This is a genomic window from Staphylococcus sp. HMSC034G07, assembly GCF_001835975.1.
GTDB classification, from domain to species: Bacteria; Bacillota; Bacilli; order Staphylococcales; family Staphylococcaceae; genus Staphylococcus; species Staphylococcus ureilyticus.
Map to the genome: position 1 here is coordinate 80,913 of NZ_KV826611.1, position 25,577 is coordinate 106,489.

27 protein-coding genes are annotated in these 25,577 nt (G+C 31.5%); 10 read left to right on the forward strand and 17 right to left on the reverse strand.

Going from position 1 to position 25,577, the window contains the following annotated elements:
- Positions 1–2: 2 nt before the first annotated feature.
- From HMPREF2586_RS12330 to HMPREF2586_RS12370, 9 genes are all read right to left on the reverse strand, one after another.
- A complete protein-coding gene (locus HMPREF2586_RS12330) occupies positions 3–620 on the reverse strand; it encodes a hypothetical protein (protein ID WP_048787046.1) in 618 nt (205 codons plus the stop codon).
- Between the two features lie 13 nt (positions 621–633).
- On the reverse strand, positions 634–834 hold the full coding sequence (locus HMPREF2586_RS12335; protein ID WP_225791488.1) for a hypothetical protein: 201 nt from the start codon (positions 832–834) through the stop codon (positions 634–636).
- 90 nt (positions 835–924) lie between these two features.
- A complete protein-coding gene (locus tag HMPREF2586_RS13010) occupies positions 925–1,338 on the reverse strand; it encodes a hypothetical protein (RefSeq protein WP_080983400.1) in 414 nt (137 codons plus the stop codon).
- 330 nt (positions 1,339–1,668) lie between these two features.
- Positions 1,669–3,396, reverse strand: a complete 1,728-nt coding sequence (locus tag HMPREF2586_RS12345) for a DUF927 domain-containing protein (RefSeq protein WP_048787044.1) — start codon at positions 3,394–3,396, stop codon at positions 1,669–1,671.
- A 13-nt stretch (positions 3,397–3,409) separates the two neighbouring features.
- Positions 3,410–4,297 (reverse strand): primase alpha helix C-terminal domain-containing protein, encoded by an 888-nt coding sequence (locus HMPREF2586_RS12350; protein WP_048787043.1) that lies wholly within the window; start codon positions 4,295–4,297, stop codon positions 3,410–3,412.
- Between the two features lie 100 nt (positions 4,298–4,397).
- The gene (locus tag HMPREF2586_RS12355) at positions 4,398–4,712 is read right to left on the reverse strand and encodes a hypothetical protein (RefSeq protein ID WP_048787042.1); all 315 of its coding nucleotides are present in this window, start codon (positions 4,710–4,712) and stop codon (positions 4,398–4,400) included.
- Between the two features lies 1 nt (position 4,713).
- Positions 4,714–4,902, reverse strand: a complete 189-nt coding sequence (locus HMPREF2586_RS12360; RefSeq protein WP_048787041.1) for a hypothetical protein — start codon at positions 4,900–4,902, stop codon at positions 4,714–4,716.
- Positions 4,899–5,207, reverse strand: coding sequence for a helix-turn-helix domain-containing protein (locus HMPREF2586_RS12365; protein ID WP_048787040.1), 309 nt, complete (start codon positions 5,205–5,207; stop codon positions 4,899–4,901). Before HMPREF2586_RS12365 ends, HMPREF2586_RS12360 begins: the two co-directional genes overlap by 4 nt.
- A 3-nt stretch (positions 5,208–5,210) precedes the next feature.
- Positions 5,211–5,429 (reverse strand): helix-turn-helix domain-containing protein, encoded by a 219-nt coding sequence (locus HMPREF2586_RS12370; RefSeq protein WP_048787039.1) that lies wholly within the window; start codon positions 5,427–5,429, stop codon positions 5,211–5,213.
- Between the two features lie 167 nt (positions 5,430–5,596).
- On the opposite strand from HMPREF2586_RS12370, the gene HMPREF2586_RS12375 reads away from it, so the two are divergent.
- Positions 5,597–6,343, forward strand: a complete 747-nt coding sequence (locus HMPREF2586_RS12375) for a helix-turn-helix domain-containing protein (protein ID WP_048787038.1) — start codon at positions 5,597–5,599, stop codon at positions 6,341–6,343.
- 20 nt (positions 6,344–6,363) lie between these two features.
- Entirely contained in the window at positions 6,364–7,533 is a 1,170-nt protein-coding gene (locus HMPREF2586_RS12380; RefSeq protein WP_048787037.1) for a tyrosine-type recombinase/integrase, read from the forward strand.
- 67 nt (positions 7,534–7,600) lie between these two features.
- Here the strand turns inward: HMPREF2586_RS12380 and groL are convergent, their stop codons facing one another.
- Both groL and groES read right to left on the reverse strand, forming a co-directional pair.
- A complete protein-coding gene (gene groL / locus HMPREF2586_RS12385) occupies positions 7,601–9,223 on the reverse strand; it encodes a chaperonin GroEL (RefSeq protein WP_046207998.1) in 1,623 nt (540 codons plus the stop codon).
- A 51-nt stretch (positions 9,224–9,274) separates the two neighbouring features.
- On the reverse strand, positions 9,275–9,559 hold the full coding sequence (gene groES / locus HMPREF2586_RS12390; protein WP_019469562.1) for a co-chaperone GroES: 285 nt from the start codon (positions 9,557–9,559) through the stop codon (positions 9,275–9,277).
- Positions 9,560–9,734: 175 nt separating this feature from the next.
- Between groES and mroQ the strand changes: the two genes are divergently transcribed.
- Positions 9,735–10,478 (forward strand): intramembrane glutamic endopeptidase MroQ, encoded by a 744-nt coding sequence (gene mroQ / locus HMPREF2586_RS12395; protein WP_046207999.1) that lies wholly within the window; start codon positions 9,735–9,737, stop codon positions 10,476–10,478.
- A gap of 94 nt (positions 10,479–10,572) precedes the next feature.
- On the opposite strand, the gene HMPREF2586_RS12400 is transcribed toward mroQ, so the two are convergent.
- A complete protein-coding gene (locus HMPREF2586_RS12400; protein ID WP_070812751.1) occupies positions 10,573–12,342 on the reverse strand; it encodes an SdrH family protein in 1,770 nt (589 codons plus the stop codon).
- Positions 12,343–12,535: 193 nt separating this feature from the next.
- Between HMPREF2586_RS12400 and HMPREF2586_RS12405 the strand changes: the two genes are divergently transcribed.
- The 6 genes from HMPREF2586_RS12405 to agrA all read left to right on the forward strand — a co-directional run bounded on the left by HMPREF2586_RS12405 (position 12,536) and on the right by agrA (position 17,676).
- Positions 12,536–13,165, forward strand: coding sequence for a nitroreductase family protein (locus HMPREF2586_RS12405; protein WP_046208001.1), 630 nt, complete (start codon positions 12,536–12,538; stop codon positions 13,163–13,165).
- A gap of 227 nt (positions 13,166–13,392) precedes the next feature.
- On the forward strand, positions 13,393–14,178 hold the full coding sequence (locus tag HMPREF2586_RS12410) for a carbon-nitrogen family hydrolase (RefSeq protein WP_064209760.1): 786 nt from the start codon (positions 13,393–13,395) through the stop codon (positions 14,176–14,178).
- 737 nt (positions 14,179–14,915) lie between these two features.
- Complete coding sequence (locus HMPREF2586_RS12415) at positions 14,916–15,485, forward strand: accessory gene regulator AgrB (RefSeq protein WP_070658283.1); 570 nt, start codon at positions 14,916–14,918, stop codon at positions 15,483–15,485.
- Between the two features lie 2 nt (positions 15,486–15,487).
- Complete coding sequence (gene agrD / locus HMPREF2586_RS12420) at positions 15,488–15,625, forward strand: cyclic lactone autoinducer peptide AgrD (protein ID WP_019469556.1); 138 nt, start codon at positions 15,488–15,490, stop codon at positions 15,623–15,625.
- Between the two features lie 26 nt (positions 15,626–15,651).
- Entirely contained in the window at positions 15,652–16,947 is a 1,296-nt protein-coding gene (agrC, locus tag HMPREF2586_RS12425) for a quorum-sensing sensor histidine kinase AgrC (RefSeq protein ID WP_070658281.1), read from the forward strand.
- Between the two features lie 12 nt (positions 16,948–16,959).
- Complete coding sequence (agrA, locus tag HMPREF2586_RS12430) at positions 16,960–17,676, forward strand: quorum-sensing response regulator AgrA (RefSeq protein WP_046208006.1); 717 nt, start codon at positions 16,960–16,962, stop codon at positions 17,674–17,676.
- Between the two features lie 168 nt (positions 17,677–17,844).
- Here the strand turns inward: agrA and HMPREF2586_RS12435 are convergent, their stop codons facing one another.
- The 5 genes from HMPREF2586_RS12435 to HMPREF2586_RS12455 all read right to left on the reverse strand — a co-directional run bounded on the left by HMPREF2586_RS12435 (position 17,845) and on the right by HMPREF2586_RS12455 (position 23,269).
- Positions 17,845–18,810 (reverse strand): carbohydrate kinase family protein, encoded by a 966-nt coding sequence (locus tag HMPREF2586_RS12435; protein ID WP_070658279.1) that lies wholly within the window; start codon positions 18,808–18,810, stop codon positions 17,845–17,847.
- On the reverse strand, positions 18,811–20,292 hold the full coding sequence (locus HMPREF2586_RS12440) for a sucrose-6-phosphate hydrolase (RefSeq protein WP_070658277.1): 1,482 nt from the start codon (positions 20,290–20,292) through the stop codon (positions 18,811–18,813).
- A gap of 813 nt (positions 20,293–21,105) precedes the next feature.
- Positions 21,106–21,330 carry a sulfurtransferase TusA family protein gene (locus tag HMPREF2586_RS12445; protein WP_019469551.1) on the reverse strand — a complete coding sequence of 75 codons (225 nt, stop codon included), beginning with the start codon at positions 21,328–21,330 and terminating at the stop codon, positions 21,106–21,108.
- A 26-nt stretch (positions 21,331–21,356) separates the two neighbouring features.
- Positions 21,357–22,442 carry a YeeE/YedE family protein gene (locus HMPREF2586_RS12450; RefSeq protein ID WP_070658276.1) on the reverse strand — a complete coding sequence of 362 codons (1,086 nt, stop codon included), beginning with the start codon at positions 22,440–22,442 and terminating at the stop codon, positions 21,357–21,359.
- A 185-nt stretch (positions 22,443–22,627) separates the two neighbouring features.
- Positions 22,628–23,269, reverse strand: coding sequence for a redox-sensing transcriptional repressor Rex (locus HMPREF2586_RS12455; RefSeq protein WP_046206525.1), 642 nt, complete (start codon positions 23,267–23,269; stop codon positions 22,628–22,630).
- 147 nt (positions 23,270–23,416) lie between these two features.
- Here HMPREF2586_RS12455 and HMPREF2586_RS12460 point away from each other — a divergent pair, with 147 nt between their 5' ends.
- Entirely contained in the window at positions 23,417–25,345 is a 1,929-nt protein-coding gene (locus HMPREF2586_RS12460) for an ABC transporter ATP-binding protein (protein ID WP_070658274.1), read from the forward strand.
- The last annotated feature ends 232 nt before the right edge of the window (positions 25,346–25,577 follow it).

The window sequence follows — 25,577 nt, forward strand, 5'->3', positions numbered from 1 at the left end:
CCCTACCATTTTTTATTTCCGTTGTTAAATTCTGAATCTGCATGACCATTAATGTTAAATAACTTCTGTTCAAATTTATTAGCTATTATTCTAGGGTCTGTATTAGTTCTAAATGGATCATCAACTAAGCTTGTATTACGTTGTAAACTTAATCTCCATTGGTCTGGATTGCTTATTGCTGTGTTCAAATAATTGCGTCTTGACGCTCTACGAATAGCTTCTACTTTGTTAGCTGCAATCTTTTCATATACTTCATATGCATCTTGCAATTTGTTATTGAAGTCTTGAATTAACTTACTATTTATATCGCTTAATTCTTTAACCTCTTTTTCATAAGCGCTGTTAAAGTCTTTAATATCTTTATCTAACAACTTATGATTATCATCTTCACTTTGCTCATGTAATGCCACAATCTCATTCTCAAGTTTCCCTTGTTCCTTTTTAAGTGAAGCAATCATTGTATAATCGTTTTCAGCACGATAGTGAGACATTTTAAAATCAAACTCTTTAAGTTTGTCAGTTACTTTAATCTTTTCTAACGCTACATATTTTTTATTCTCTACCTTTGGTTCAATTACCTTATTGAATACTTCGATTGATTTTTCATTTACTTTAGCCATTAAAAAAACTCCCTTATTTTTTAGTTATAAAATCTTTGTATGTTTTAATTTTCTTGCTTTGTTTCATATCATTAATACATTGTTTCACTTCTTCAATATCTTCATGCTTAGTTACATATCGCTTGATTACAGTATCTAAATAACTATCTGAAACATTATTTATGTTTGTTGGTAATCTGGCAACAATTTGATTAACCACATCTCTATACCACATGTGCATATCCCCTTTAATAATATAGATATAAAATATCGTTAATACCTATTATTTGTTTGTAAGCATATAAACTTAAATGTTCGTATCCTTTTAAAGTTGCTTAATACTTCGCTCACTTATCGGATAAAACCAGTTGAGATCATCAGCATTTTTAGGCTTAAATCCTGCAAGTGCCATGACTTCTTTCATGTTTCCGTTAGATATATAAAAGCCATAAGGCTCACGTTCAAACATATGCTTTAAGTTGTAACTGGAATAGTTTTCATTAACTGATTTTATAGGCTCTAATTGTTTACACCACATTAATAGTGTTTCGAGTTCCAGCATTGTCATATCGTTAAAATCAATTGCGTTAAATCCTAAATCGTTATATGACATATATTGATATAGTTCTTCATCGTTAAAGTAAAATACTTCACGAGGATATTCTGTAATCACACGATGTACATTATTATTAGTTACTACTGTTCCATATCTGTTGCCACTATTGTATAGGTATCTCATTTTCTCATTCTCCTTTTTGTCCGTTACTTTAAAATGTTACTACTTGGTTACTACTTTTTTATTAAAGTTACTACTTTCTGATATTCCATAAATGCTGCCATATAAATGTTTTAGTTTATAAGTTACTACTGTTACTAGTGTTACTACTTTTTTTAAGGGGGTACTCTTATAAGCAAGAAAGAGTTTTTTGTATTAATTTATATATGACCTCCTATTTTGAAAGTAGTAACAGTAGTAACATTTATATTAAAACCAATTATAAAGACTGTCATATCAAGGCTTATAGATGTTACTACTTTTGATGAATAACTAGTAACTAGGTGGTAACTACTAGTAACTTTGTGCTTCTTTCTTAAAGTCGAATCCTAATTCGTTAATGATTTCAGTTTTGATGGCATAACCTTTTTGTTGTTCTCCATTAAATCTTATATTTTTTTGTTTCCCATAATTATTCGTTTCAAGGTACCCTCTTTCATCCCATTGTTTGACAGTGGAATTAAATTCAGCACCTAACATTTCTTTTATTGTTGGTGTCATAACAAGAACAAAATCAACTCTATAAATTGCCATTAACTCTGCATTATCATGATAATAATGCTTATTATATGCAATACGTCCACGATTGGCATTTAACTTTTCAAGTAATTCTTCTAATAATTGTTTTGGTTTATCAATATTTTTATTATTCTTCATCATACTTGTATGTGCTTTATTCACATTAATATATGGGTCATGTTCAAAGCCTTCAATATCATTTAATATCTCGCCTGTGATTTGTAATAGCGCAAAACTACGTGCGATACGATCCATTACTTCGTTACCGTTAGCCTGTTTCATGAAATATTTAACAGCACCTTCAAATGATGCTTTATATTTATCTTTATCAGCTCGATATTGTTTGATGAATAACTTACCTAATAGACCATGATTATTTTCCATTGCTTTTGCTATATCACCAAATTCAGTTTTATCAGTATTAGGAAATGGGTCATCTTGTAAAGTAATCACACGTCCTGCGACTCCTGCTTTATCTGGTGCTATATCTGGTATAGCAACTTCACCACTTGAAAGCATGATGTTGTTCCACGGTTCCAAATAATCAATAGAACGGTCTGAATTACCACGTCCTTTTGATTGCCCTCCAGAAAATTGGTATACGATACTTGGTATTCTAAATGGATTATCGGCTTTTCGAGTATCATCTTTAATCAAAGGAAATGAGTTCATAAATGAAGCCATACGTTCTACACTCACATTAGTGGCATTCCATTCGGTAACTAATTTTCGGTTTCCCCATACACTTGCACATATCTTTAATATAAAAGTTTTACCACTTGATGTACGCCCTGATATCTCACTTACAAAAGGGTCTACATCAAAATCTTTAAGTAATACTGAACCTAGTGAGCTATAAAACATCATCATAGCCATTGGATTGTCCTTTATAGGATTAAATACACCTTTTATATAATCATCAATATTTCCTTTTGTTTCAAATGCATCAATTAGCGCTTGATATCCTCTGTCTGAATTAAATATTTTATACCGATTATCTTGCTGATCTTCTTGATATGGTGATATGAAATGACCTTTAATTTCACCTAATCGTGTAGCTACATCATAATCAGGTATATTATTAAAACGTCTATAAAAACTAAGATATTGAACAAGATTACCTGCTTCATTTTGAGTAACCTCTAAACCTTTACTGGCAAGTTCTACTAAAAATTTGCCTTGCGTAATATCTCGAGCCAATACTGGTAATTTATATTTACGCTTTTCATCTTCGAATTGTAATTCGTAATAAAATTCACCAGTTTCAACATTTTTATACCTTTCAGTAACATAAGGTGGCGTACTTGTAATATAAATATGAGCTATATCAATAACTTCACCTTTGGTGTTTTTCTTCTCTTTTTCCAAATACAACCATTTTCCTTTGATTAAATAAGGTTCTGGAATAGTTGGTTTATCTTTATTGATTTCTTGAAATTTTTCAAGACTATTCATAGTTTCAAATACATCTTCTTTAGTTACTTCCATTTCCTCTACTGTCATATACCGTCCCCCTCTAGTTGTTCATATGCTTTTTGAGTATCGAGTTAAATGTTTTGTTTATTTCTCCATCGTCCATAGGTGGATTACAAGATTTCCCCCATGCTATCACTAGACCATATACAAGGTTTACGTCTACATACCTACGCAATAAGTAACCACTAATTGATGCTAGCGCTTGATTACGCCCACCTTCACTTACACCAAACGCAAGATCACGCCAATAAGTTGAATCACGTTTTTTCAAATGACTTGAGTAGTTGATGGTAATTGATTTATCTTTTTGCGTATTTTCTAGATTTTTCGATAACTCAACTAAATCATCATTTGTTATTGCTGGTGCATCATTATATTTAAAAATATATGGTATATCCTTATCTGGTCTTACTGGTAACGCCATTGCTCTTGATGGTTGATAGCTACCTTCATCAATCTTATAGCCTATTTTCTTCGCCAATGATTGTGTATACTTTCTATAATCATCTGAACTCACAGGATTATTTAAAGGCACCATAAGGCGAATACGTGGTTTTTCTGTAGTGTGGTTATAAGTTGTGTGAAATGCCCAACAAAAGCCTTCTAACTGTTTACAGATAGCACTGTACAATCCTTTGAAATCTTCAATATCATCATAATCAAGTGCTAGTGTATTTCTATTTATAATATTTTCATCATTGCGATATTTTTGTATTAGTTTCCCATCTTGTTCAACATCTTTAACATCACCATAAACTACCAACCCACGTTGATATTTTTCATTGTGGTTCATTGGTGTTTGCAATCTATTAAGCCATTCCGACCACATCACATCATTAGTTTGAACAAAAGAATAGGAAGATAAATTTTTGTACTCTATAATATTTAATCGAATATCATGCTGTAATTTTATTTGTTCAAAACCCATTATTTTTGCCCTCCTACTGTTAAAACAAGGCATGAAATGGTATAATTAATATATAAATAAGCCGTTCCATGCTTGTTTTTTATTAAAATTCTAAATTGCGTTAAGCGTTATCTGTTGAGTTTGCCGACTGTACAGATGCGCTTTTTTCTTGCTCATTTTTAACAATCATTACTATTTCATCATTCATACGTTCGTTATCTTCTCTAATGCTTTTTAAAATAGATAACGCAACATAATGTGACTTCCAAGCATTATTAATTTCTTGTTGTAACCTAAATTCATTATTTTTGATTGCCCATTCTCTAGTTTGTTCTACTGCTTCAATCTCTGTTGCAAGATAATCCATACACGATTGAATCTTATTTCCTAAATCTGTACATTCCACTGTTTCTTCTATTTTTTCTGAATAATTCATTTTATTTTTCCTCCATTAATTGTTTATATTTACGTCTGATTCTTCTATCGTCCAAACTGTTTTTAACTACTATTGATATAAGTGCTAGTGGCGTATATAACGCTAGAGTGTTAAATATATCCTGTGTAACAATCCCTACTACTGATGATGCTGTGGCACTAAGTGTTATTAATCCGATAAATGTTTTCATTTTGCATTCTCCTTAAATTTCAAATTTTTTAGATCGTTGTTCACAATGTCCATTTGTGAAGTAATATGATTCATAAATTCATCTACATCAGATTTCTTAAATCTGTATGTCACACCTACTCGGTAATATTTCATTCCATTTTTGATTAGCAAATCTTCTATAGTAGGTTTAGATAAATTAAGATATTTTGATAACTCGTTGTAAGTCATGAAGTATTTTTCTCTCGCTAATTCTTCGATACGCTCGTCAATTGCTTGTTGCAGCATCTCACGTGCTTCATCTTCATCAATGCCGATATTAAACATGGTTTATGCCTCCTTAATTTCAAATTCGAATAATTCACTTACATCAACCTGTAAAACTTCTGACATTTTCTTAGCTAATTTAGGGCTCGGAATTTTCTTGCCGTTTATAATTTGGCTTAAATATGAAATACCTACACCTGTTTCATGAGCTAAGTCAGATAAATTAAACCCTTTAATAAACATGGCTTTTTTAATTAATGTTTCATTGACAGTAATGGTCATTTTCCCTCTCTCCTTTTACCAATATATTGTTATAAAATTACTAACTTATTAGTAATTAACTAAAGTGTACCTTCTTGTTTTAATACTGTCAACTTTTTTTCACAATATTTATTGTATATTTTACTAACATATGATAAATTTTATTTAATCTTCAATGGAGGTTTCTCATGATTAAATTCAATTTAAAAAAAGTTATGAAAGAAAAAAAGATAACTCTCAAAGAGTTATCAGCCAATACTGGATTATCAATAAACACATTAAGTCTTTTATCTACAGGCAAAAGTAAAGGTATACAGTTTGATACATTAGAGAAATTAATACAATCTCTAAAATGTAACGTAAAAGATTTAATTGTTTTAGATGATGGGTTTAAAGAATTAAAATTATTAGATATATCAGTTTCAAAACATGGTTTATTTGCCTTTAGTAAACCTGATGATGATCGGATTTATAACATTTCATGTTCTTATATCGAAAATGAAAGTGAACAACAAAATATATTGTTAACTGTAATTTTTACAGAAGACTATATAGATGTAGCTGTTTCAGGGGTTTTACCTATGGAGTTCTTAACTAGTGGAAAATACTATTATAAACCAGTAGTTTCTGGTCAAATGAAAGAATACGTATCGTTAGAATTTGAATTTATCCTTCAAATTTTAATAGAAAGTTATAAAAAAAATGAAGATTTTAAAAAAATGTTTAATTTTAACTCCCAAACAATTTCAATTAATTTATTACCGTATACCCAAATCGTAAGTACTATGAAGTATTACAATGAAAATGACTTTTTAAATAAAAAAACTATTCCAGCCTATAAACATTTAAAAAATTTAGTATTTTTGGAAGATGGCAGTATAAAAGTCTTAAATAATTATTATACTGAAGAAGAAATAAGCGAAGATGACTTATAGACAAATAGGCAGGTGATTAAATGGCAAACTATGAAAAACGTGGTAACAACTGGCGTTATCGCATATCACTAGGTAAAAATCCTAATACTGGTAAATATGAATATATATCTAAGTCAGGTTTTGCTCGCAAGTCTGATGCTAAGAATCATGCTGAAATGGTAGAAAGACAAATAAGAAATGGCGAGTATATTGCACCGTCTACTCATACATTTAATTATGTAGCTGATGAATGGATTAATCATTATAGTAGAAATGCAAAAGTGAGTAGTGTTAGAGCAAGAGAAAAAGCCATATATCACGCTAAACAACAATTTGGTAATAGAAGTATACAGACTATAACTAAGCGTGACTACCAAGCGTTTGTGGACGATATAAGTACTCAATTTAGTAAAAATTATGTTGATAGTATTGTAAGCTCAACCAATCTTATATTTAAGTATGCGTTGGATATGAAGATAATTGCTAAGTCGCCTATTGAGGGAATTAAGAGGGCTAAATTTAAGCCGACTGTTGAGGATTTGGAACAGAATAGCTTACAACAAAAATTTCTTGAAAAAGATGAATTATTTGAGTTTCTAAGTGTTGCTAAGAACCACCATAAGCCACTGAATAGCTTTGAAGTGTTCGTAAGTCTTGCATATCTCGGATTACGTGCTGGTGAATTACTGGCGCTTAAATGGTCTGATATCGACTATGAAGAATGTACTGTAAGTATAACCAAAACATATTATAATCCGAATAACAATAAGAAAAATTATCAGATACTCACACCGAAAACTGAATCATCTATCGGTAAAATTTCAATAGATCCTAACGTTATAAAATTGTTGTTAGATTATAAAGTGAATGTGCAAGACAAATGGAAAAATGAGTTGTACGTGGATAATAATTTTATATTCACAGACAATAACGGCTACCCACTTGTCATTAAGAAGCTGTCACAGTGGATTCAGGCAATTATGCCACAGACTGATATTGATAAGAATATCACGACGCACTCGTTCAGATACACTCATTGCAGCCTTTTAATAGAAGCTGGTGTGCATATTAAAGAGATACAGGAACGACTACGCCATAAAGATATACAAACAACTATGAATATTTACGCAAGCATTACAAAATCATACAAAAAAGACGCTTCCCAAAGATTTAGTAATCTCATGGAAAACGTCTCAAAACAATTATTTTAAATTTCTATGACCAAATTATGACCATCGGACGAACGATATACTGTCATATCAATGTTCTATGGTCTTTTTACATCATGCCTGGCATGCCACCCATACCTGGTTGTGGTTCATTGTTATTTTCTTCAGGAATATTGGCAACAACTGCTTCTGTTGTTAAGAACATAGCTGCAACACTTGCTGCGTGTTGAAGTGATGAGCGTGTTACTTTAGTTGGATCTACAATACCAGCTTCAAGCATATTCACCCATTCATTAGTAGCAGCATTAAAGCCAACGCCTACTTCTGAATTTTTAAGTCTTTCAACTATAATTGAGCCTTCTAAGCCAGCATTTTCTGCTATTTGACGTACAGGTGCTTCTAGAGCTTTTAAGACGATATTAACCCCTGTAGCTACGTCGCCTTCAGCTTCAATTTTTGATACTTCATCAAAAATGTTCATAAATGCTGTACCACCGCCTGCTACAATCCCTTCTTCAACGGCAGCTCTTGTAGAGTTTAAAGCATCTTCAATACGTAATTTACGCTCTTTTAACTCTGTTTCACTTGCTGCGCCAACTTTAATTACTGCAACACCGCCTGCTAATTTCGCTAAGCGTTCCTGTAATTTTTCTCTATCAAAATCAGAGTCAGTTTCATCAATTTGTGCTTTGATTTGACTTACTCTTGCATCGATATTGTTTTGATCACCATCACCATCGACAACTGTCGTATTGTCTTTAGTAATTTCAGCTTTATTAGCAGTACCAAGCATATCAATTGTTGCATCTTTAAGTTCTAAGCCTAAATCGTCAGTAATCACTTGTGCACCTGTTAAAATTGCTAAATCTTCTAACATTGCTTTGCGACGATCGCCAAATCCAGGCGCTTTTACTGCAACTGCTGTAAACGTGCCACGCATGCGGTTTAATACTATATTTGTTAATGCATCGCCTTCAACATCGTCAGCTACTATTAAAATTGGACGATTAGCTTGAACTACTTGTTCTAATAACGGTAAAATATCTTGGAAAGATGAAATCTTTTTATCTGTAATTAAAATATATGGTCTTTCTAACTCTGCAACCATTTTATCTGAATCTGTGACCATATATGGAGATTGATAACCTCTGTCGAATTGCATACCTTCTACAACTTCTAATTCGGTATTAAAGCCACTTGATTCTTCAATTGTAATCACACCATCATTTCCAACTTTTTCCATTGCTTCAGAAATATATTTACCAATTTCTTCATCAGCTGCTGAAATAGAACCAACTTGTGCTATTTCATTTTTATTATCTACATTTTGTGAAATTTCATGTAAAGCTTCAATTGCTACTTCTACAGCTTTGTCAATACCTTGACGTAGTCCAACTGGATTAGCACCGCTTGTAACATTTTTCAAACCTTCTTGAATCATTGCTTGTGCTAATACAGTAGCTGTAGTTGTACCGTCTCCAGCGATTTCATTTGTCTTGTTCGCTACTTCTTGTACTAATTTAGCACCCATATTTTCATAAGGATCTTCTAATTCAATTTCTTTTGCAATTGTTACACCGTCATTAGTAATTAATGGTGAAGTGTATTCTTTATCTAATACAACATTACGTCCTTTAGGACCAATTGTAACTTTGACAGCATTTGCTAATTTATCTACACCTCTTAGCATAGATTGACGTGCATCTTCAGAGAACTTTAAATCTTTAGCCATATTTCTTAACCTCCATGTTGTTAGTATATTTTATCGTAGTTATAATTTTTATTATTCAATAATTGCTAAAATATCATCTTCGTTTAGAATTAAATATGTTTCGTCTCCACGTTTAACTTCTGTGCCAGCGTATTGTTGAAAAACAACGTTATCGCCTTCATTCACTTCAGGAGCAACTCGAGAACCATCTTTTAAAATACGTCCTGCACCTACTGCAATTATCGTACCTTCATTTGACTTCTCTTTAGCGCTATCTGTTAATACAATACCACTTTTTGTTGTTTGCTCTTGTTCTATTTTTTGAATAATTACTCGGTTACCTAATGGTTTTAACATTGATTGTTCCTCCTTAGAATTGGAAATCTTTAGCACTTTATTACCTTGAGTGCTAATCTATTTTCTATAATAATCAAAGTTGGTCAATATTTCAAGTTAAAACCATCGTTGTATATTTTGTGTATGAACATAATTTACGCTAAAATAAGATATAAACTATTTTTGGAGGTTCATTATGTCTCGTTTGTGGGTATCCATATTGACATTAGTTATTTATGGTCTAGCACAATATGGTGTTTTATTTTTACATATGGCTGGTTTTTTCAGCAATTTAAGTGGTAAATCGTTAATGTTTACCAATATTTATACACAAGTGATTTTATTTATAATTGCATCCATCATTATCATTATAATCAATAATTTCATTGCTAATCCAACACAGTTAGAACAACAAGCAAAAGAGAAGAAACGCTACGCAATACTATGGGCATTCGTTGGATATGTTAGTGTTATGGTTTATCAAATCATTGCTAATTTAATTAATATGTTTGTATTAGGTGGACCGCAATCAAGTCCAAATACAGAAAGGTTAATGAAAGTCGCTCAAGATATACCTGTCTTCATTATTTTAATTTCAATTGTAGGCCCAATTCTTGAAGAATATGTGTTTAGAAAAGTTATCTTTGGTGAGTTATATCAATTTATGAAAGGTAATAAGACCCTAAAATTCATTGTAGCTTCGGTAGTAAGTTCTATTATATTTAGTGCTGCACACGGTGACCCAGCTTTCTTCATCATTTACTTTGGTATGGGAATGATTTTTTCAGGATTATATGCATTTACTAAGCGCATATGGGTTCCTATTGCTGTACATATGATGCAAAATGGTTTTGTAGTAATTATTCAAGTTTTAATTGGACCAGAAAAAATAAAAGAGTTACAAGAAACTACTTCATTTATTTTTAATCTTATTGTTTAACTAACATTTTATTATAAAATAAGAAAATAGTTACATTCTCAAAATAAAGGGTTAATCCATCTTATGAAATGGATTAACCCTTTTTATATTTTAGTTATTCATTATTTTTGTTTTTACGATGAACAAAGTAACCAACTACGACACCTACAAAGATAATAAAAATAGCTGTTATTAAAGCAAATAATATACGTTCAAATTTTATATCAATAGTATTTTTTGAATCTTTATCTGCAGTTTCAGTCATTTCTTCATCGCCACTAGAATGATACTCATATTTACCTGTAGCACTTTCCGTTTTTGGATTTTTCAAATCTGGCATAGAGCCAATTTCACCTGTAATCAAAGCTAAAACTTGATTATCTAAATTTTTATAATAATCCTGCGATTTTAATGGGTTAAAATACTGAAATTTAAAATAATTCGTTCCTTTCTGTAACTCATTTAAAAAAGCATTATCATCAAATCGTTGTGGTCTTAATATGGATAAAATTTCTCTATTAGAAATTTTTTCTTCACCATTGTTTAATTGTTTTACTTGGTTTACAACAAAAGGATTATATTTAAATGAACCGGTAGACATTTGGTTAAATCTATTTAAAATTTGACGGTCACTTTTTGTATGCGTCGACGCTTGATTTGTATCTTCTTTAACTGCTAAATCTCCATAATTAAAATCACTTTGATATTTATTTGATTGTGCATTTTCACTTGACCCTTTTAAGTTCGGACGCGCAGAATATGATGGTTTGATTGGTTTTGTTGGTTGATACGCATCTCCATTACCACTCTCATGATTTCCATTACTTGGTGTATTGGGATAATGAGAGTTTGACGGTGGTGTCAAATTAGGTCGGTCAGGCTTTGTCGGTGTTCCTGTACCTCCATTTGAACCGGATGTATTTCCATCACTGGGTTTGTCTGGTTTTGGTGATGAACCTCCACCTTCATTTGGTCGGTCAGGCTTTGTCGGTGTTCCTGTACCTCCATTTGAACCGGATGTATTTCCATCACTGGGTTTGTCTGGTTTTGGCGATGAACCTCCACCTTCATTTGTATCAGACGTGTCTCCTTCACTTGGTTCATCTGGTTTTGAAGATGTATCTTCATCTTTATCAGGTTGGTCAGGTTTTGATGTTTCTCCTGTATCACCATCTTCATTTGTATCAGACGTGTCCCCTTCGCTTGGTTCATCTGGTTTTGAAGATGTATCTTCATCTTTATCAGGTTGGTCAGGTTTTGATGTTTCTCCTGTATCACCATCTTCATTTGTATCAGACGTGTCCCCTTCGCTTGGTTCATCTGGTTTTGAAGGTGATTCTTCATTTTTATTGGGTTTGTCTGGTTTTGATGTTTCTCCTGTATCACCGTCTCCATTTGTATCAGAAGTGTCTCCTTCGCTTGGTTCATCTGGTTTTGAAGATGTATCTTCATCTTTATCAGGTTGGTCAGATTTTGCCGTCTCTTCTGTACCACCCTCTTCATTTGTATCAGATATGTCTCCTTCACTTGGATTGTCGGGTTGAATGTGTGTATCACTTCCATCATTGTTAGAAGCATTATCATTCAATGAATCATAGTTTTCATCTGATTTTAAATTATCATCTGTCAATTCATTTTTTATTATATTATTATTTTCAACGTTAGAGACAGAATTTTCTTTATCGTCTACATTATAAAGGTTGGAAATTGAAGGTGCAAAATATGAACGTCCCATTTCATCAGTTTCAGCAAATTTATTCTTTGTGCCAGTCGATGTGTTATTATTTTGATCTTCAACAGCTTGAATTGGTTTAGATATTAAAGCGGCACTTATTGCAAAAGCGAAGCTAGAGATTAATACTTTATTCATTTTATACCCTTTCATTTTCTCACCTCCATATTAGTAATCCTTGTATTCATTATAATTATATTAGAAAGCTCACTTTTTTTCATTAAATAGATGGTTATTGAAAGGAAAAAGTAATAAATCTGAAATTTTTTGTAAAAACCCTATTTACAAACTCAGGTATAATTATTATACTAGATATATATTTTGAATTAATAAAGGAGCTACTATAATGGGAATTTTCTCTAAAAAATCAAAAGATTTAGATGCATTTCAAAATGCAATCGAAACAAGACGTACAATTTATAGTTTAGATAAAGAAATTTCAATTTCTGATAAAGAAGTTGAAAATATAATTGAACATGCAGTTAAACATGTACCATCTTCATTTAACTCTCAATCTACACGTATTGTTTTATTATTAAATGATAACCATGATAAATTTTGGGAAATTACAAAAGAAGCACTGAAAAATACAATGGGACCTGATCGCGATTTCCAACCGACTGCTGATAAAATTGATAATTTTAAACATTCATATGGAACAATTTTATATTTTGAAGACGAAGAAGTCATCGAAGGCTTACAAAATCAAATGCCTAATTACGCAGAAAACTTTGCAATTTGGTCTAATCAGACAAACGCAATGCATCAATTCGCTATTTGGACAGCACTAAGCACTGAAGGTATTGGGGCTTCATTACAGCATTATAACCCACTTGTAGATGTAGCTGTTTCTGAAGCTTTTGATATTCCAAAAACTTGGAAACTGATGGCACAAATGCCTTTCGGTAATATTCGTGAAGCAGCTAATGAAAAAGAATTTAATGATATAAGCAAACGATTCCTTATAAAAAAATAAAAGATTAAATATATGGAATGACATGTTATTATACATCCACCTTCAAAAACGTGGACAAAATGCATTCCTTTTCTATCAATGTTAGTATGATTGCCAAAATATGAGGCTTAGACTTCTGTGTCTTCGCCTCTTTTTTCATATCTAGATATAATACAATTTATCATATTTTGAATTTTCTAAATATATTTAGTATATTTAGTCTAATACTAATTTAAGGGGTGAAATTGATGAATATAGAAATCTTTCAACTTAAAATTGAACCAGCAAATGTTTCTTTTAATGAAGCAACCATTAAAAATTGGTTCTCTAATTATGTGACGACTGACACAGATGTTGTTGTATTGCCAGAAATGTGGAACAACGGATATGCCTTACCCCAATTGAACAAACTAGCAGATCAACAATTATCACGAAGTTTTGAGTTCATTTCAAAATTAGCTATTCAGTATCAAGTAGATATTGTAGCAGGCTCTGTATCTAATATCATGAAAGAAAGTGTATATAACACTGCCTTTGCAGTATCTAAGCAAGGCTATTTAATCAATAGTTACGATAAGGTACATCTTGTACCAATGTTAGATGAACCACTCTTTATGAGCCCAGGCAATGCTGTTCCTGAACCATTTTCACTTTCTAACGGTGTAAAAATTGCTCAAATTATTTGTTATGACTTGCGTTTCCCTGAGATACTACGTTATCCAGCACGTAAAGGAGCAGAAATCGCATTTTATGTAGCACAGTGGCCAAGTGTTAGATTAGACCATTGGATAGCCTTATTAAAAGCACGTGCGATAGAAAATGATATGTTTGTTGTCGGTTGTAATACCTGTGGTGACGATGGTAAAACTGAGTATGCTGGTAACTCAATAATTATTAATCCAAATGGTGAAATTATAGATCAACTCAATGATAAAGAAGGAAGATTAAATTGTTCGTTAAATTTAGATGAGGTTTCTAAACAACGTGAAGCAATACCCGTATTTAAAAATTTGAGACCTCATCTTTATAAATAAAACATAAAAAAACCGTGAGCTTGGGAGGGACTCACGGTTTTTTGTAACTTATTATTAAGGGAATGTTTTATACAGTTATTTCTCTATCTATTTTTGGGGATGTTATTAATTATGAAAAAAATTAGTGAATTTACCGATTAAAATGATAAATTGAATGATGTTTCCGATAGCTTACATGTTTAAATTTTAAATTGTCTCTGTTATAGACAATGTTAAAATAGATTTGCTTTGAGACTGGGAAAGGTCTACAAATACAAATTTAAGGGATTTGCTTAACGTATTAAGCGAGTTGTGTACTAATTTAGTACTATTTCACGAAACCACTAGCTATTACTGAAAAGGTTCTTGTCACAACATCAGCCTCCTCTTATCCGTATTCAAAGAAATGAAACCGACAACTAAACTTGTAACTCCAATAACTATACGAAGATACAGTCACAATTTAGTAAAGTCAATTAGGCTCCTGCTCAAAAGCCTAACTAACAACATCATTTAAACGGCTAAGTCTAAATAATTTTATCACTTCTTTGTGATACAAGTTTATTAAACCATGAATTTTTGAAATTGCGTTTAATAATTCCTAACTCGTTATATTTCATACTTATTTGTTAAGAATTATATGTTAAAATTAAAAAGATAAGAAATACAAACAGTTAGGAATACAAAACATACACTTAAGCAATGAGACGCCTAAAATATAATTAAAATTGTATAATACGGGTGAGGAGAGAATAGCCATGTTAAGGGGAATTGATAACAAAATTGAAAACTTAGCACGATATCTGCAACAAAGAAATAATCTTGATCACCTTGAATTCCTAAAACTCCGTTTAGGCATGCAAGTTTTTGTTAGCAATCTTGCGAAAACTATTGTAGTTTATGGCATTTCAATCCTTTGCCATATATTTTTATACACACTAACTGTACACTTATCATATTACTTGATTAGACAATATGCACACGGTGCACATGCAAAGTCATCGCTTTCGTGCCATATTCAAAACATTGTTTTATTTGTTTTACTACCTTGGTTTATTGGGTATATAAAAATGGATATTATTCTTATGTATATGCTTGCTTTGTTAGGTTTCATTATTTTAGCTATTTATGCACCTTCAGCAACTAAAAAACAACCTATCCCATTAAAACTTAGAAAAGGTAAAAAAATCAAAACAATTGTTGTAACTTTATTATTATTATTTGTTTCACTAATCTTAAAGGAACCGTATTCACAATTAGTACTTTTAGGCATTACACTAATTGCGTTTGCACAGATTCCAATATTTTTCCCTAAGGAGGATGTTTAAATATGCATATTTTTGAATCTATCATAAACTTATTCGTTAAATTTTTCAGTGTTTTAGGAGCAGTTTCAGGTGGAAAAGTTTGCAGTGCTTATTTTGATGAACCTGAGGTACCAAAAGAAATTACAGATTTATACAAATAATTTGTTACTAGAAAGTGTGTATATATATGGTAGTTTTTAATTCTGTTTTGTTAGCAATAATACAATCAGTTCTTTTATTCGTTAATGTTAAAACTTTAACAAATATCAAATATACTATTAGGGATTATATCGCAATGATTTGCATTATAATCCCTTCTACTATTATCTATTATTTTATTAGTGAAAAGACAACTATTTTTTTATTAATAGCTGTAGTTATATTTATGTATATAAGAAAGCAAACCATAGGTGTCGTGGCAGCATTAATCAGTTTTTTCATTTTATATATGGCTAATTTCATTTCTATTTGGTTAGCTACTCAATTAATAGAAGTTATCACATTAAATTATATTTTCAGCTCATTCTATGCAGTGAGTTTTATCATAATTGCAATAAGTTTAGGATACATAATAAAATATTTTTTCATAAAAATGTCAACTTCATTTTTATCATTAAATAAAATATATCTTTCAATTGTATGTTTATTTTTACTCACAGTTTTACTGTTAATTTATTTTTATTTGCCAAATTCAATTTTGTCTTTTTCAGATATTAAATTTGTAGTAATCATGTATGCTGTGGTTATCATTACTACGGCTATTTTAATCATAACTATTTCCTTTAGCATTATACGTCAAATCCAATATAAACGTAATATTAAAGAAATAGAAAATTATTATAAATATACGTTACAAATTGAAAAGATTAATAATGAGATGCGTAAGTTTCGGCATGATTATGTTAATATCCTTTCAACATTATCTGATTATATTCGAGAAAATGATATGGAAGGTTTACGTAAGTATTTCAATGAAGAAATCATACCTATGCAAGATAATATGCAAATGAAAACACTTAAAATTAATGGTATTGAAAATTTAAAAGTCCGTGAAATTAAAGGTTTAATCACAACAAAAATATTACAAGCTCAAGAAAAAAATATTAGATTAAGTATTGAAGTTCCAGAGCCAATTGAAAAAATTGATATGCCTATTATCAATTTGAGTAGAATTATTGGTATTTTATTAGATAATGCTATAGAAGCTTCAGAAAAAATAGAGGATGATCCTCTAATTCGCATTGCTTTTATCAAAAATGAAGACGATTCAGTTATGTTTATCATCATGAACAAATGTAAGCCTGATATGCCTAGAGTACATACCTTGTTCCAAGAAAATTACTCAACAAAAGGAAAAAATCGTGGTTTAGGATTATCTAACTTAAAAGAAATAACCGATGCAACTTCCAATGTTTTATTAGATACAACTATAGACAATAACTACTTTATTCAAAAAGTAGAAATATTAAATTCTAATTCATAAGGATGTGTAAATATGAAAATATTCATTTGTGAAGATGATGTAAGACAACGTGAAAATATAGTTTCTATTATCAATAATTACATCATGATAGAAGAAAAACCAATGGAAATTGAAGTAGCTACGTCAGATCCTTATGAGGTATTGGAACGTGCAAAGGAACTTAAAGATATTGGTTGTTATTTTCTTGATATACAATTAGAGGCCGATATTAATGGTATTAAATTAGCAAGTGAGATTAGAAAATATGATCCTGTGAGCAATATCATATTTGTCACAAGTCATAGTGAGCTCACTTATTTAACCTTTGTATATAAAGTTGCTGCTATGGATTTCATCTTCAAAGATGATCCTGACGAATTAAAATCCAGAGTGATTGATTGCCTCGAAACTTCAGAAACTCGATTGAAATTACTTTCAAAAGAAAGCACGGTTGAAACAATCGAACTTAAACGCGGCAGCAATTCTATTTATGTACAATACGATGATGTCATGTTCTTTGAATCATCTTCGAATTCGCATCGTTTGATTGCTCATTTGGACAATAGGCAAATTGAATTTTATGGTAATTTAAAAGAAATTGATAATTTAGACGAGCGTTTTTTCAGATGTCATAATAGTTTTGTTGTCAATAGACACAATATTGAATCCATTGATTCTAAGTCACGTATTGTTTATTTCAAAAATAATGAACACTGCTATGCTTCTGTACGTAATGTTAAAAAAATTTAATACATAAACTAAAAGGCTGAGACTACAAAAATGTCTCAGCCTTTTAACATCACTCTTCAATTTATTGTGTGAAACTCATATATGCGTTTAGCTTAAATCAACCTTCAACACCCATTCAACCTTAATCACCTTAACTTGAGAGAATTATTGCAGTCCTTCCCTTTCTTTTTAATAATCAAGTAACACTTGAACTTCATCTAAAGTAGGTATACTCTCAATAGCGCCATATTTTGTAGTAACTTTTGCAGCAACGATGTTACTAAATTGAAGCATAGTTCCACCTTCTCGTTTTAATGCTTCTATCGGATTGATAATATCAGATGCTGCTAATCTATTAATTAATGCACCTACAAAAGCATCACCGGCACCAGTCGTATCTATTGCTTTCACTTTATAACCACCATGACTAAGCACGGTACCATCTTTGAAATGAATTTCAGCACCTTCTTTACCCTTAGTGTATATAACAGCTTCTACACTACCTTGGAATAACCAAGCGATTGCTTCTTTTTCATCTTTTTTTCCAGTGACGAATGACAATTCTTCGTCTGAAATTTTAAGTATATGTGCTGATGGCAAGAATTCACGAATTGCATTTTTACATTCCGCTTCACTTGGCCATAATGGCAACCGTACGTTAGGATCAAATATAATCGTACCATTTGCTGATTTCACTTTATTTATTAACGATTTATGCGCTTGTTTCATTGGACTATCTACGAGATCAACAGAACAAAAATGTAACATATCATTTTCTGTTACAGTTATTGCATCTATATTGCTAGGTTGATATAACATATCTGCTGATGGTTTACGATAAAATGAAAAATCTCGTTCTCCTTCTTTGGTTAAACTTACAAATGCTAAAGCTGTGTTCGCTTCATCTGTTCGTCGGATATAGTTTGTAGACACACCAATATTACTTATTGTTTCTACAATTAAATCACCAAAAGCATCGTTTCCTAACTGAGTGATCATAGCTGCTTGACCACCTAATTTTGTGGTTGTACAAGCAACGTTACAAGGTGCGCCGCCTACTTGTGTTGTAAACCCTTCTACGTCTTTTAATTTTGAGTCTTTTTGATTAGGAATAAAATCGATAAGTGCTTCGCCGATTGCAAGTAAACGTTTCATTTATTGTCCACCCTTTATATCATATTTTGTGAAATTGAGAAAGGCTTGCCCAGATTCAGTAGAAGCTTTAAATCCTATCGCATCATCATCTGTAAAAATTCTTGAAGTCATTACACGCTCACCATCATTACAAAATAATTCAATGCTAGATGTATCAACGTACATTTGTAATTGTGATAAAGGTGTATCCAAATAAGTGCTACGTGTTTTACCTTCTACTGGTTCTGGTAATGCGCCACTTTCACTACGATCTAATGTAATTTTTTTATTTTTTGTATTATAAGCGATGCGCAAAGATTGTGATTTTGAGGCTCTTATTTCAAAATATATTTCAGTAGCTTCGTTTTCCAAGATATCAATAATCAATTCAAATTGTTTACCTTCATATGGTTTTAAGAATCGCGTAAATTTATTAGCGTAACCTAATGCTGTTTCTTTATTCGTTCTTAATTGTTGAAGTGCTTTAATAGGACGTTGTTTTAAATTGCCTTGTTCAATTGTCAAAATACGCGGAATTGTTAAACAATGCGCCCAACCATCTGAATCTGTAGGATAGGTCACTTCTGGTAAACCCATCCAACCAATGAGTATTCTGTCGCCAAATTCATCTGTAAAAGTTTGAGGCGCATAAAAATCAAAACCATAATCTAATTCATGAAAATCACCATGATCCATAACAAGGTGATCTATGTCGTATTGCCCCATAATATAACCAGATTGGTAAATATTCCTAAATTTTTCACCCTCCGGTTCAATACCTTGTGGACAAAATAACAGTAAATCGAAGCCATCTAAATTAAAATAATCTGGGCATTCCCACATAAAACCAAACGCCTCAAGCTTTGTTTTTATTTCTCCTTGAAATGTCCAGTTCACAATGTCTGTTGATTGGTATTGAAGTATTCTTCCATATCCTTCTTCATTTTGTGCAGCAATGACTGCATAGTAAATTCCATCTTTAACAAACACTTTAGGATCTCTAAAATGTTGTGTATATCCTGACGGCGGTGCTGCTATTACTGCTTTTGGAAATTTTTGAACCTCGCCATTATCGAGTACTTTAGCTATATGTTGTGTCGACTTTCTATTCCAATTTTCATCTCTATGATTTCCTGTATACATATAATACAAGTTATTGTGATATGTAAATGCGCTGCCGCTATAAACACCATGACTATCATCTTTTGTATCTGGTTTTAGTGAAATCCCTTGATCTTCAAAATTTATTAAATCTTTACTTTTATATGTATACCAATATTTCAAACCATGGACTGCTCCTAAAGGAAACCACTGGTGTGAGATGTAGTATTCTCCTTTATAATAAATTAGACCGTTAGGATCATTTAAGAGTCCTGTTTTCGGCTGTATATGAAATAATTGTCTATATTTAGATTGATTCACAAGCTCAGTTAATTCATCCATTACTTCTTGATCAATATCTTCGTAACGCTGATAACGTTCATCTCTTGTCCATTCACTCACTTTATTTCCTCCTATTATTAACTACTACTTTCCGGATATTGTCCATCTCAATTCAACTCAGCATAACATTTATGCATCATTTGTTTTTATTTCATTCCTATTTAATTAGATTTGTCTTTTTATCGATTCAAAGCGCTATGGCTTCTCTTCTTCAATATCATTACACCTTGTATGATGTTTAATCAATATATGATTCCTATGACTAAGACCACATCAGATCAACAATGCTTAACATAAGTTCTGTTTCATCAACATTCATCCCTATAAATAGTTTCTAACTTAATATTAATATTAGTATAGCTTTATTAAATGCCTTAATTTAACTTTTCGCACATTATTTTGACATCATAAATATTCATATAGACTGTAATTGAAATGATATTCTATCATCCGACAGACAATTCGCTTTGATATGTAAATCATTTTTACTATCTCTTCCAATCAATCTACTTGGCACTGTAAACATCCTCTATTTTATCATATTGTAATCCCTTTAAATACTATTAAAAATCAAAGTCAACTTGCTTTATAAACACTTTTAACAATTGACAACTTTATGAATAACACTTTCAAAAAATCATCAATATACTTTGTTAGTTTTAAGAAAATTTATAAATAGTTCAACTCGGACTAACCTCGTTTAACCTTACAACGCGTGTAACTAAATGAGAAATTTTTATAGAACTAAATAAAGTCCGAAACATAAAATATGTCTCGGACTTTTTTTCTGTAGTCAGCCTTTAACGAAGTGAAATCACTTCATATAGCATTGTGTTTTATCTTATTCAGATATTCAAATTTAGTTTTATATCACTATGCTTTCTGAACAGTGATTGTCCAAGAAGCATCATCAAGTTGTTCATAATTAGTAACTGGGTAACCTTCTTCAGCTGCCCAATTTGGAATTGCTTCAGTTGCTTGGGTACAATCAAAATCAATTTTTAATTCGTCCCCGTTCTCTAAAGTAGTCATTTTCTTCTGTGCTTCAATCAAAGGAAAAGGACAAACCATACCTACTGTACCTAATTCATATACCATAATGAAATCCTCCTAAAAAATAAAATTTACGTCGTCTGTGTTTGTGTAGAAACTTTTTGCGTTGTAGATTTTTGAGCTTTTCTCATTGGTTTGATAAATATGAAGTAACTCATAAACCAAGCACCTAATATCATTGATGCAAGCGCGATCCAACCTTTCCAAGACATTGTAGCTGTTTCAACTAAACCATTTCCGATAGAGCAACCGCCTGCTACTGATGCACCAAATCCCATACATACGCCACCAATAACACTATTGCGGATTGTTTTTTTATCTGGTAATCTCCACTTAAATTCTCTAGCACCTTTTGCTGCAATATAAGAACCAGCAAAAATACCTAAAACAAGAAAGACACCCCAATCTAATAGTTGGACATCACCAGTTACAAAGAATTGAACAATGTTTGCAGATGGTGTTGTAATGCCTAAACCGTACATTCTACCAGTAGATTCACTCACTGGCCAAGCCAATAATGCAATGAGTCCAACTGCAATAGCTGCAACAAATGGATGGTATTTTTTTTCAAATAAATAATAGCGAATTCCTGTAAATTTTTGTTTTAACTTTGGTACGGCAATTTTGGGTTTTGGTTTGCGTAGTGTTTTTACAACAAATATGAGCGTTATCATTGTTAATAAAGTGACCCAAATCCATGTCGGAATACCTGTAGTTTGAGCCATACTTGTATTTACATTAGTAGGTTTATTGATACCGTCCATTAAAGGTAATAATAAACCAAATTTAGTAGCAGCTGATGTAAATGCATATGCAATAAGTGCTATCCAACTACCAATTAATCCTTCTCCTGCTCTATACCATGTGCCAGTTGCACAACCGCCTGCTAATATAATGCCAATACCAAAAATAAATGAGCCAATAACCGTACCTATGATTGGATATGTGGACTCTGGTATTTGCACTAACCCTGTTGAAGTTAAAACGAGTAGTCCGATACTTTGAACGGATATTGCTATTAATAAGGCATAAAACATTTTATTACTTTTTTGGATATACATATCCCTAAATCCACCAGCAAGACAAAACCGTGTACGTTGCATGACAAACCCCAAAAGCCCGCCTACGATTAAGCCACTGATTACTAACCACGTCATAACATTACCTCTTTTCCGATGAAATCAATACGAATTATCATATTAGATTTACAGTGAAATTTCAACCTTTCTGTTTTAAGTCTTATGAAAAGATGTGCTATGAAAACTTGCTAGTAAAAAAACTTTGCATAGACAACTAAACATCAAAAATGTGTGCATCTATACAAAGTTAATATTAAAAATTATTATTTATTACTGTAATTTTTCATAAAGAAAAGTAAAGATTGTAGTTCAATCCCTAAATCAATATGATGAACTTGAACATCTGATGGCGTATAAACACGTGTTGGTGTAAAATTTAAAATCCCTTTAATGCCAGCTCCAACTAATGTATCTGCAACTTGTTGTGCTGCATTTTCAGGCGTTGTTAATATCACGACATCAATTTGCTCTTGCTTTAAGACATCGGTGATTTTCGAAAATGGGCTTACAACCACATTGCCTATTTGTGTTCCTATCACATCATCTCGTATATCGAACGCCTCTGTAATAGTCATTTCATCATGAATAGAAAAATTATATGTTAGTAATGCTTTACCTAGGTTCCCTACACCTACGATGGCTATTTTAATTTCATCATTTTCACTTATTTCATTTTTAAAAAAATGTAACAAGCTATCAATATTATAACCATACCCTTTTTTGCCTAATTCACCAAAATAAGAAAAATCACGACGAATTGTTGCAGAATCAATGTTCAAACCTTCACTAATTGTTTTAGAATTAACTCTGTCTATCCCTTTAGATTTCAAAGTATTGACGAATCTATAATATAACGGTAACCGTTTTAACGTGGCACGAGGAATCTTTTCGCTTTGGTTAGCCAAGATCTTGTCCTCCTATACTATAATGTCTAATTAATCTTATAATTACTACAACATTATACATTAATACATTATAAAAATAAACACTGGTAGTTTTAACAACACGCAGAATACGGTAGAATGATAATGAATAGAGAGGTGCAAAATCTGATGATATTATTACAATTAAATGACATTACTAAATCATTCGACGGAGAAGATATTTTTAACAATGTAGATTTTGAAGTGAAAACTGGTGAACGCATTGGTATCGTAGGACGTAACGGTGCTGGTAAATCTACATTAATGAAAATTATTGCTGGCGTCGAAGGTTATGATAGTGGACATGTTTCAAAAAGTAAAAATTTAAAACTTGGTTATTTAACACAACAAATGACACTCAACACAAACCAAACTGTGATTGAAGAAATGTCTAAACCTTTTGAAAATATGAAAAAGCTAGAAGCTGAAATGAAAAAAGAAACAGATTGGTTAGCACAACATGCAAATGCATATGATACAGACGAATATAAAAGTCATATCGATCGTTATGAATATTTATCCAATGAATTCGAACAACAGGATGGATATCAATATGAAAGTAAAATAAAAACCGTGCTCCATGGACTGAATTTTACTGAAGCGGATTTCAATCGCCCTATTAATGATTTTAGTGGTGGTCAAAAAACTAGGCTTTCATTAGCCCAAATGTTATTAAGTGAACCTGATTTATTATTACTTGATGAACCTACTAACCATTTGGATATGGAAACAACACAATGGTTAGAAAGTTATTTAAACTATTTTAAAGGTGCTATTGTTATCATTAGCCATGACAGATATTTTTTAGATAAAATAGTCAATCAAATCTATGATGTAGCCCTTGGCGATGTGCAACATTATATAGGTAATTATAAACAATTTATTGAAAAAAGAGATAAGTATTATGAAAAACGCATGCAAGAATATGAACGTCAACAAGATGAGATTAAACGCTTAGAAACTTTTGTTGAGAAAAATATAGCAAGGGCTTCAACTACTGGTATGGCAAAAAGCCGTAGAAAAATGCTTGAAAAAATGGAAAGAATCAATAAACCAATGATTGATGCCAAAAGTGCTAATATCCAATTTGACTTTGATAGAAATACAGGAAATGATGTTTTCCATATCAAAGATTTAGATATTGGATATGAGCAGCCAGTTACCAAAGGTATCAATATTGAAGTGACTAAAGGAGACCATATCGCCATTATTGGGCCTAACGGTATCGGAAAATCGACTTTAATCAAAACAATTGCAGGTATTCAACCGAAATTGAACGGAGAAATCACTACTGGTGCAAATTTAAAAATCGGTTACTATGATCAAAAACAAGCTGAATTCAAATCTAGTAAAACAATACTAGATTATCTGTGGGACCAATACCCTTCAATGAATGAAAAAGATATTCGCGCAGTACTCGGCCGATTTTTATTTGTACAAGAAGATGTTAAAAAAATCATTAATGACCTTTCTGGTGGTGAAAAAGCTAGATTGCAATTAGCTTTATTAATGCTTGAGCGTAACAATGTACTTATCTTAGATGAACCTACAAATCATCTCGATATAGATTCAAAAGAAATGTTAGAGCAAGCATTGGATCATTTTGAAGGTACAATTTTATTTGTTTCTCACGATCGTTATTTTATAAATCAACTTGCAAACAAAGTTTATGATTTGGACATTCATGGTGGCACAATGTATTTAGGCAATTATCAATATTTTATTGAGAAGAAAGAAGAAAATGAAGCAATTCAAGCTAAAAAGGAAAATGAAACTTCACATCAAACAAAACCAATAGAATCACAAAATGATCATTATACCGATCAAAAACTTCAAAAACGTGAACAACGCCAAATTGAAAGACAAATTGATGAATGCGAAACTAAAATAGATAACTTTGAAACTAAAATCAATGAAATCAATGAAATGCTAACTCTACCAGATATATACAGTGATCCAGAGGAAGCAAAGCGTTTAGCTAACGAGAAAGAAAATAACGAACAAGCATTAGAACAAGTTATGTCAGAATGGGCAGAATTACAAGAAAAGTTAATTTAAAGCATATTTGAACTAAAAGTACGAAAATGAAAAATTCATTTTTCGTACTTTTTTATTAACTTTTTACACATTAACTATTCACAACTTTAACCCTATCATCAAAGCTATCCACAGAGTTATCCTAGTTATACACAGGTAAAATGTTACTTTTTCGCCAATGAATATTCAGAAAACAATGTATGTCCACACATTTGCCCACGACTTATCAACAAGTTATACACTAATTGTTGAT

What these genes read in the sequence shown, in the direction of transcription:
- HMPREF2586_RS12330 (WP_048787046.1), bottom strand. Translation starts at nt 620, where the DNA reads ATGGCTAAAGTAAATGAAAAATCAATCGAAGTATTCAATAAGGTAATT.
- HMPREF2586_RS12335 (WP_225791488.1), bottom strand. Translation starts at nt 834, where the DNA reads ATGTGGTATAGAGATGTGGTTAATCAAATTGTTGCCAGATTACCAACA.
- HMPREF2586_RS13010 (WP_080983400.1), bottom strand. Translation starts at nt 1,338, where the DNA reads ATGAGATACCTATACAATAGTGGCAACAGATATGGAACAGTAGTAACT.
- HMPREF2586_RS12345 (WP_048787044.1), bottom strand. Translation starts at nt 3,396, where the DNA reads ATGACAGTAGAGGAAATGGAAGTAACTAAAGAAGATGTATTTGAAACT.
- HMPREF2586_RS12350 (WP_048787043.1), bottom strand. Translation starts at nt 4,297, where the DNA reads ATGGGTTTTGAACAAATAAAATTACAGCATGATATTCGATTAAATATT.
- HMPREF2586_RS12355 (WP_048787042.1), bottom strand. Translation starts at nt 4,712, where the DNA reads ATGAATTATTCAGAAAAAATAGAAGAAACAGTGGAATGTACAGATTTA.
- HMPREF2586_RS12360 (WP_048787041.1), bottom strand. Translation starts at nt 4,902, where the DNA reads ATGAAAACATTTATCGGATTAATAACACTTAGTGCCACAGCATCATCA.
- HMPREF2586_RS12365 (WP_048787040.1), bottom strand. Translation starts at nt 5,207, where the DNA reads ATGTTTAATATCGGCATTGATGAAGATGAAGCACGTGAGATGCTGCAA.
- HMPREF2586_RS12370 (WP_048787039.1), bottom strand. Translation starts at nt 5,429, where the DNA reads ATGACCATTACTGTCAATGAAACATTAATTAAAAAAGCCATGTTTATT.
- HMPREF2586_RS12375 (WP_048787038.1), top strand. Translation starts at nt 5,597, where the DNA reads ATGATTAAATTCAATTTAAAAAAAGTTATGAAAGAAAAAAAGATAACT.
- HMPREF2586_RS12380 (WP_048787037.1), top strand. Translation starts at nt 6,364, where the DNA reads ATGGCAAACTATGAAAAACGTGGTAACAACTGGCGTTATCGCATATCA.
- groL (WP_046207998.1), bottom strand. Translation starts at nt 9,223, where the DNA reads ATGGCTAAAGATTTAAAGTTCTCTGAAGATGCACGTCAATCTATGCTA.
- groES (WP_019469562.1), bottom strand. Translation starts at nt 9,559, where the DNA reads ATGTTAAAACCATTAGGTAACCGAGTAATTATTCAAAAAATAGAACAA.
- mroQ (WP_046207999.1), top strand. Translation starts at nt 9,735, where the DNA reads ATGTCTCGTTTGTGGGTATCCATATTGACATTAGTTATTTATGGTCTA.
- HMPREF2586_RS12400 (WP_070812751.1), bottom strand. Translation starts at nt 12,342, where the DNA reads ATGAAAGGGTATAAAATGAATAAAGTATTAATCTCTAGCTTCGCTTTT.
- HMPREF2586_RS12405 (WP_046208001.1), top strand. Translation starts at nt 12,536, where the DNA reads ATGGGAATTTTCTCTAAAAAATCAAAAGATTTAGATGCATTTCAAAAT.
- HMPREF2586_RS12410 (WP_064209760.1), top strand. Translation starts at nt 13,393, where the DNA reads ATGAATATAGAAATCTTTCAACTTAAAATTGAACCAGCAAATGTTTCT.
- HMPREF2586_RS12415 (WP_070658283.1), top strand. Translation starts at nt 14,916, where the DNA reads ATGTTAAGGGGAATTGATAACAAAATTGAAAACTTAGCACGATATCTG.
- agrD (WP_019469556.1), top strand. Translation starts at nt 15,488, where the DNA reads ATGCATATTTTTGAATCTATCATAAACTTATTCGTTAAATTTTTCAGT.
- agrC (WP_070658281.1), top strand. Translation starts at nt 15,652, where the DNA reads ATGGTAGTTTTTAATTCTGTTTTGTTAGCAATAATACAATCAGTTCTT.
- agrA (WP_046208006.1), top strand. Translation starts at nt 16,960, where the DNA reads ATGAAAATATTCATTTGTGAAGATGATGTAAGACAACGTGAAAATATA.
- HMPREF2586_RS12435 (WP_070658279.1), bottom strand. Translation starts at nt 18,810, where the DNA reads ATGAAACGTTTACTTGCAATCGGCGAAGCACTTATCGATTTTATTCCT.
- HMPREF2586_RS12445 (WP_019469551.1), bottom strand. Translation starts at nt 21,330, where the DNA reads ATGGTATATGAATTAGGTACAGTAGGTATGGTTTGTCCTTTTCCTTTG.
- HMPREF2586_RS12450 (WP_070658276.1), bottom strand. Translation starts at nt 22,442, where the DNA reads ATGACGTGGTTAGTAATCAGTGGCTTAATCGTAGGCGGGCTTTTGGGG.
- HMPREF2586_RS12460 (WP_070658274.1), top strand. Translation starts at nt 23,417, where the DNA reads ATGATATTATTACAATTAAATGACATTACTAAATCATTCGACGGAGAA.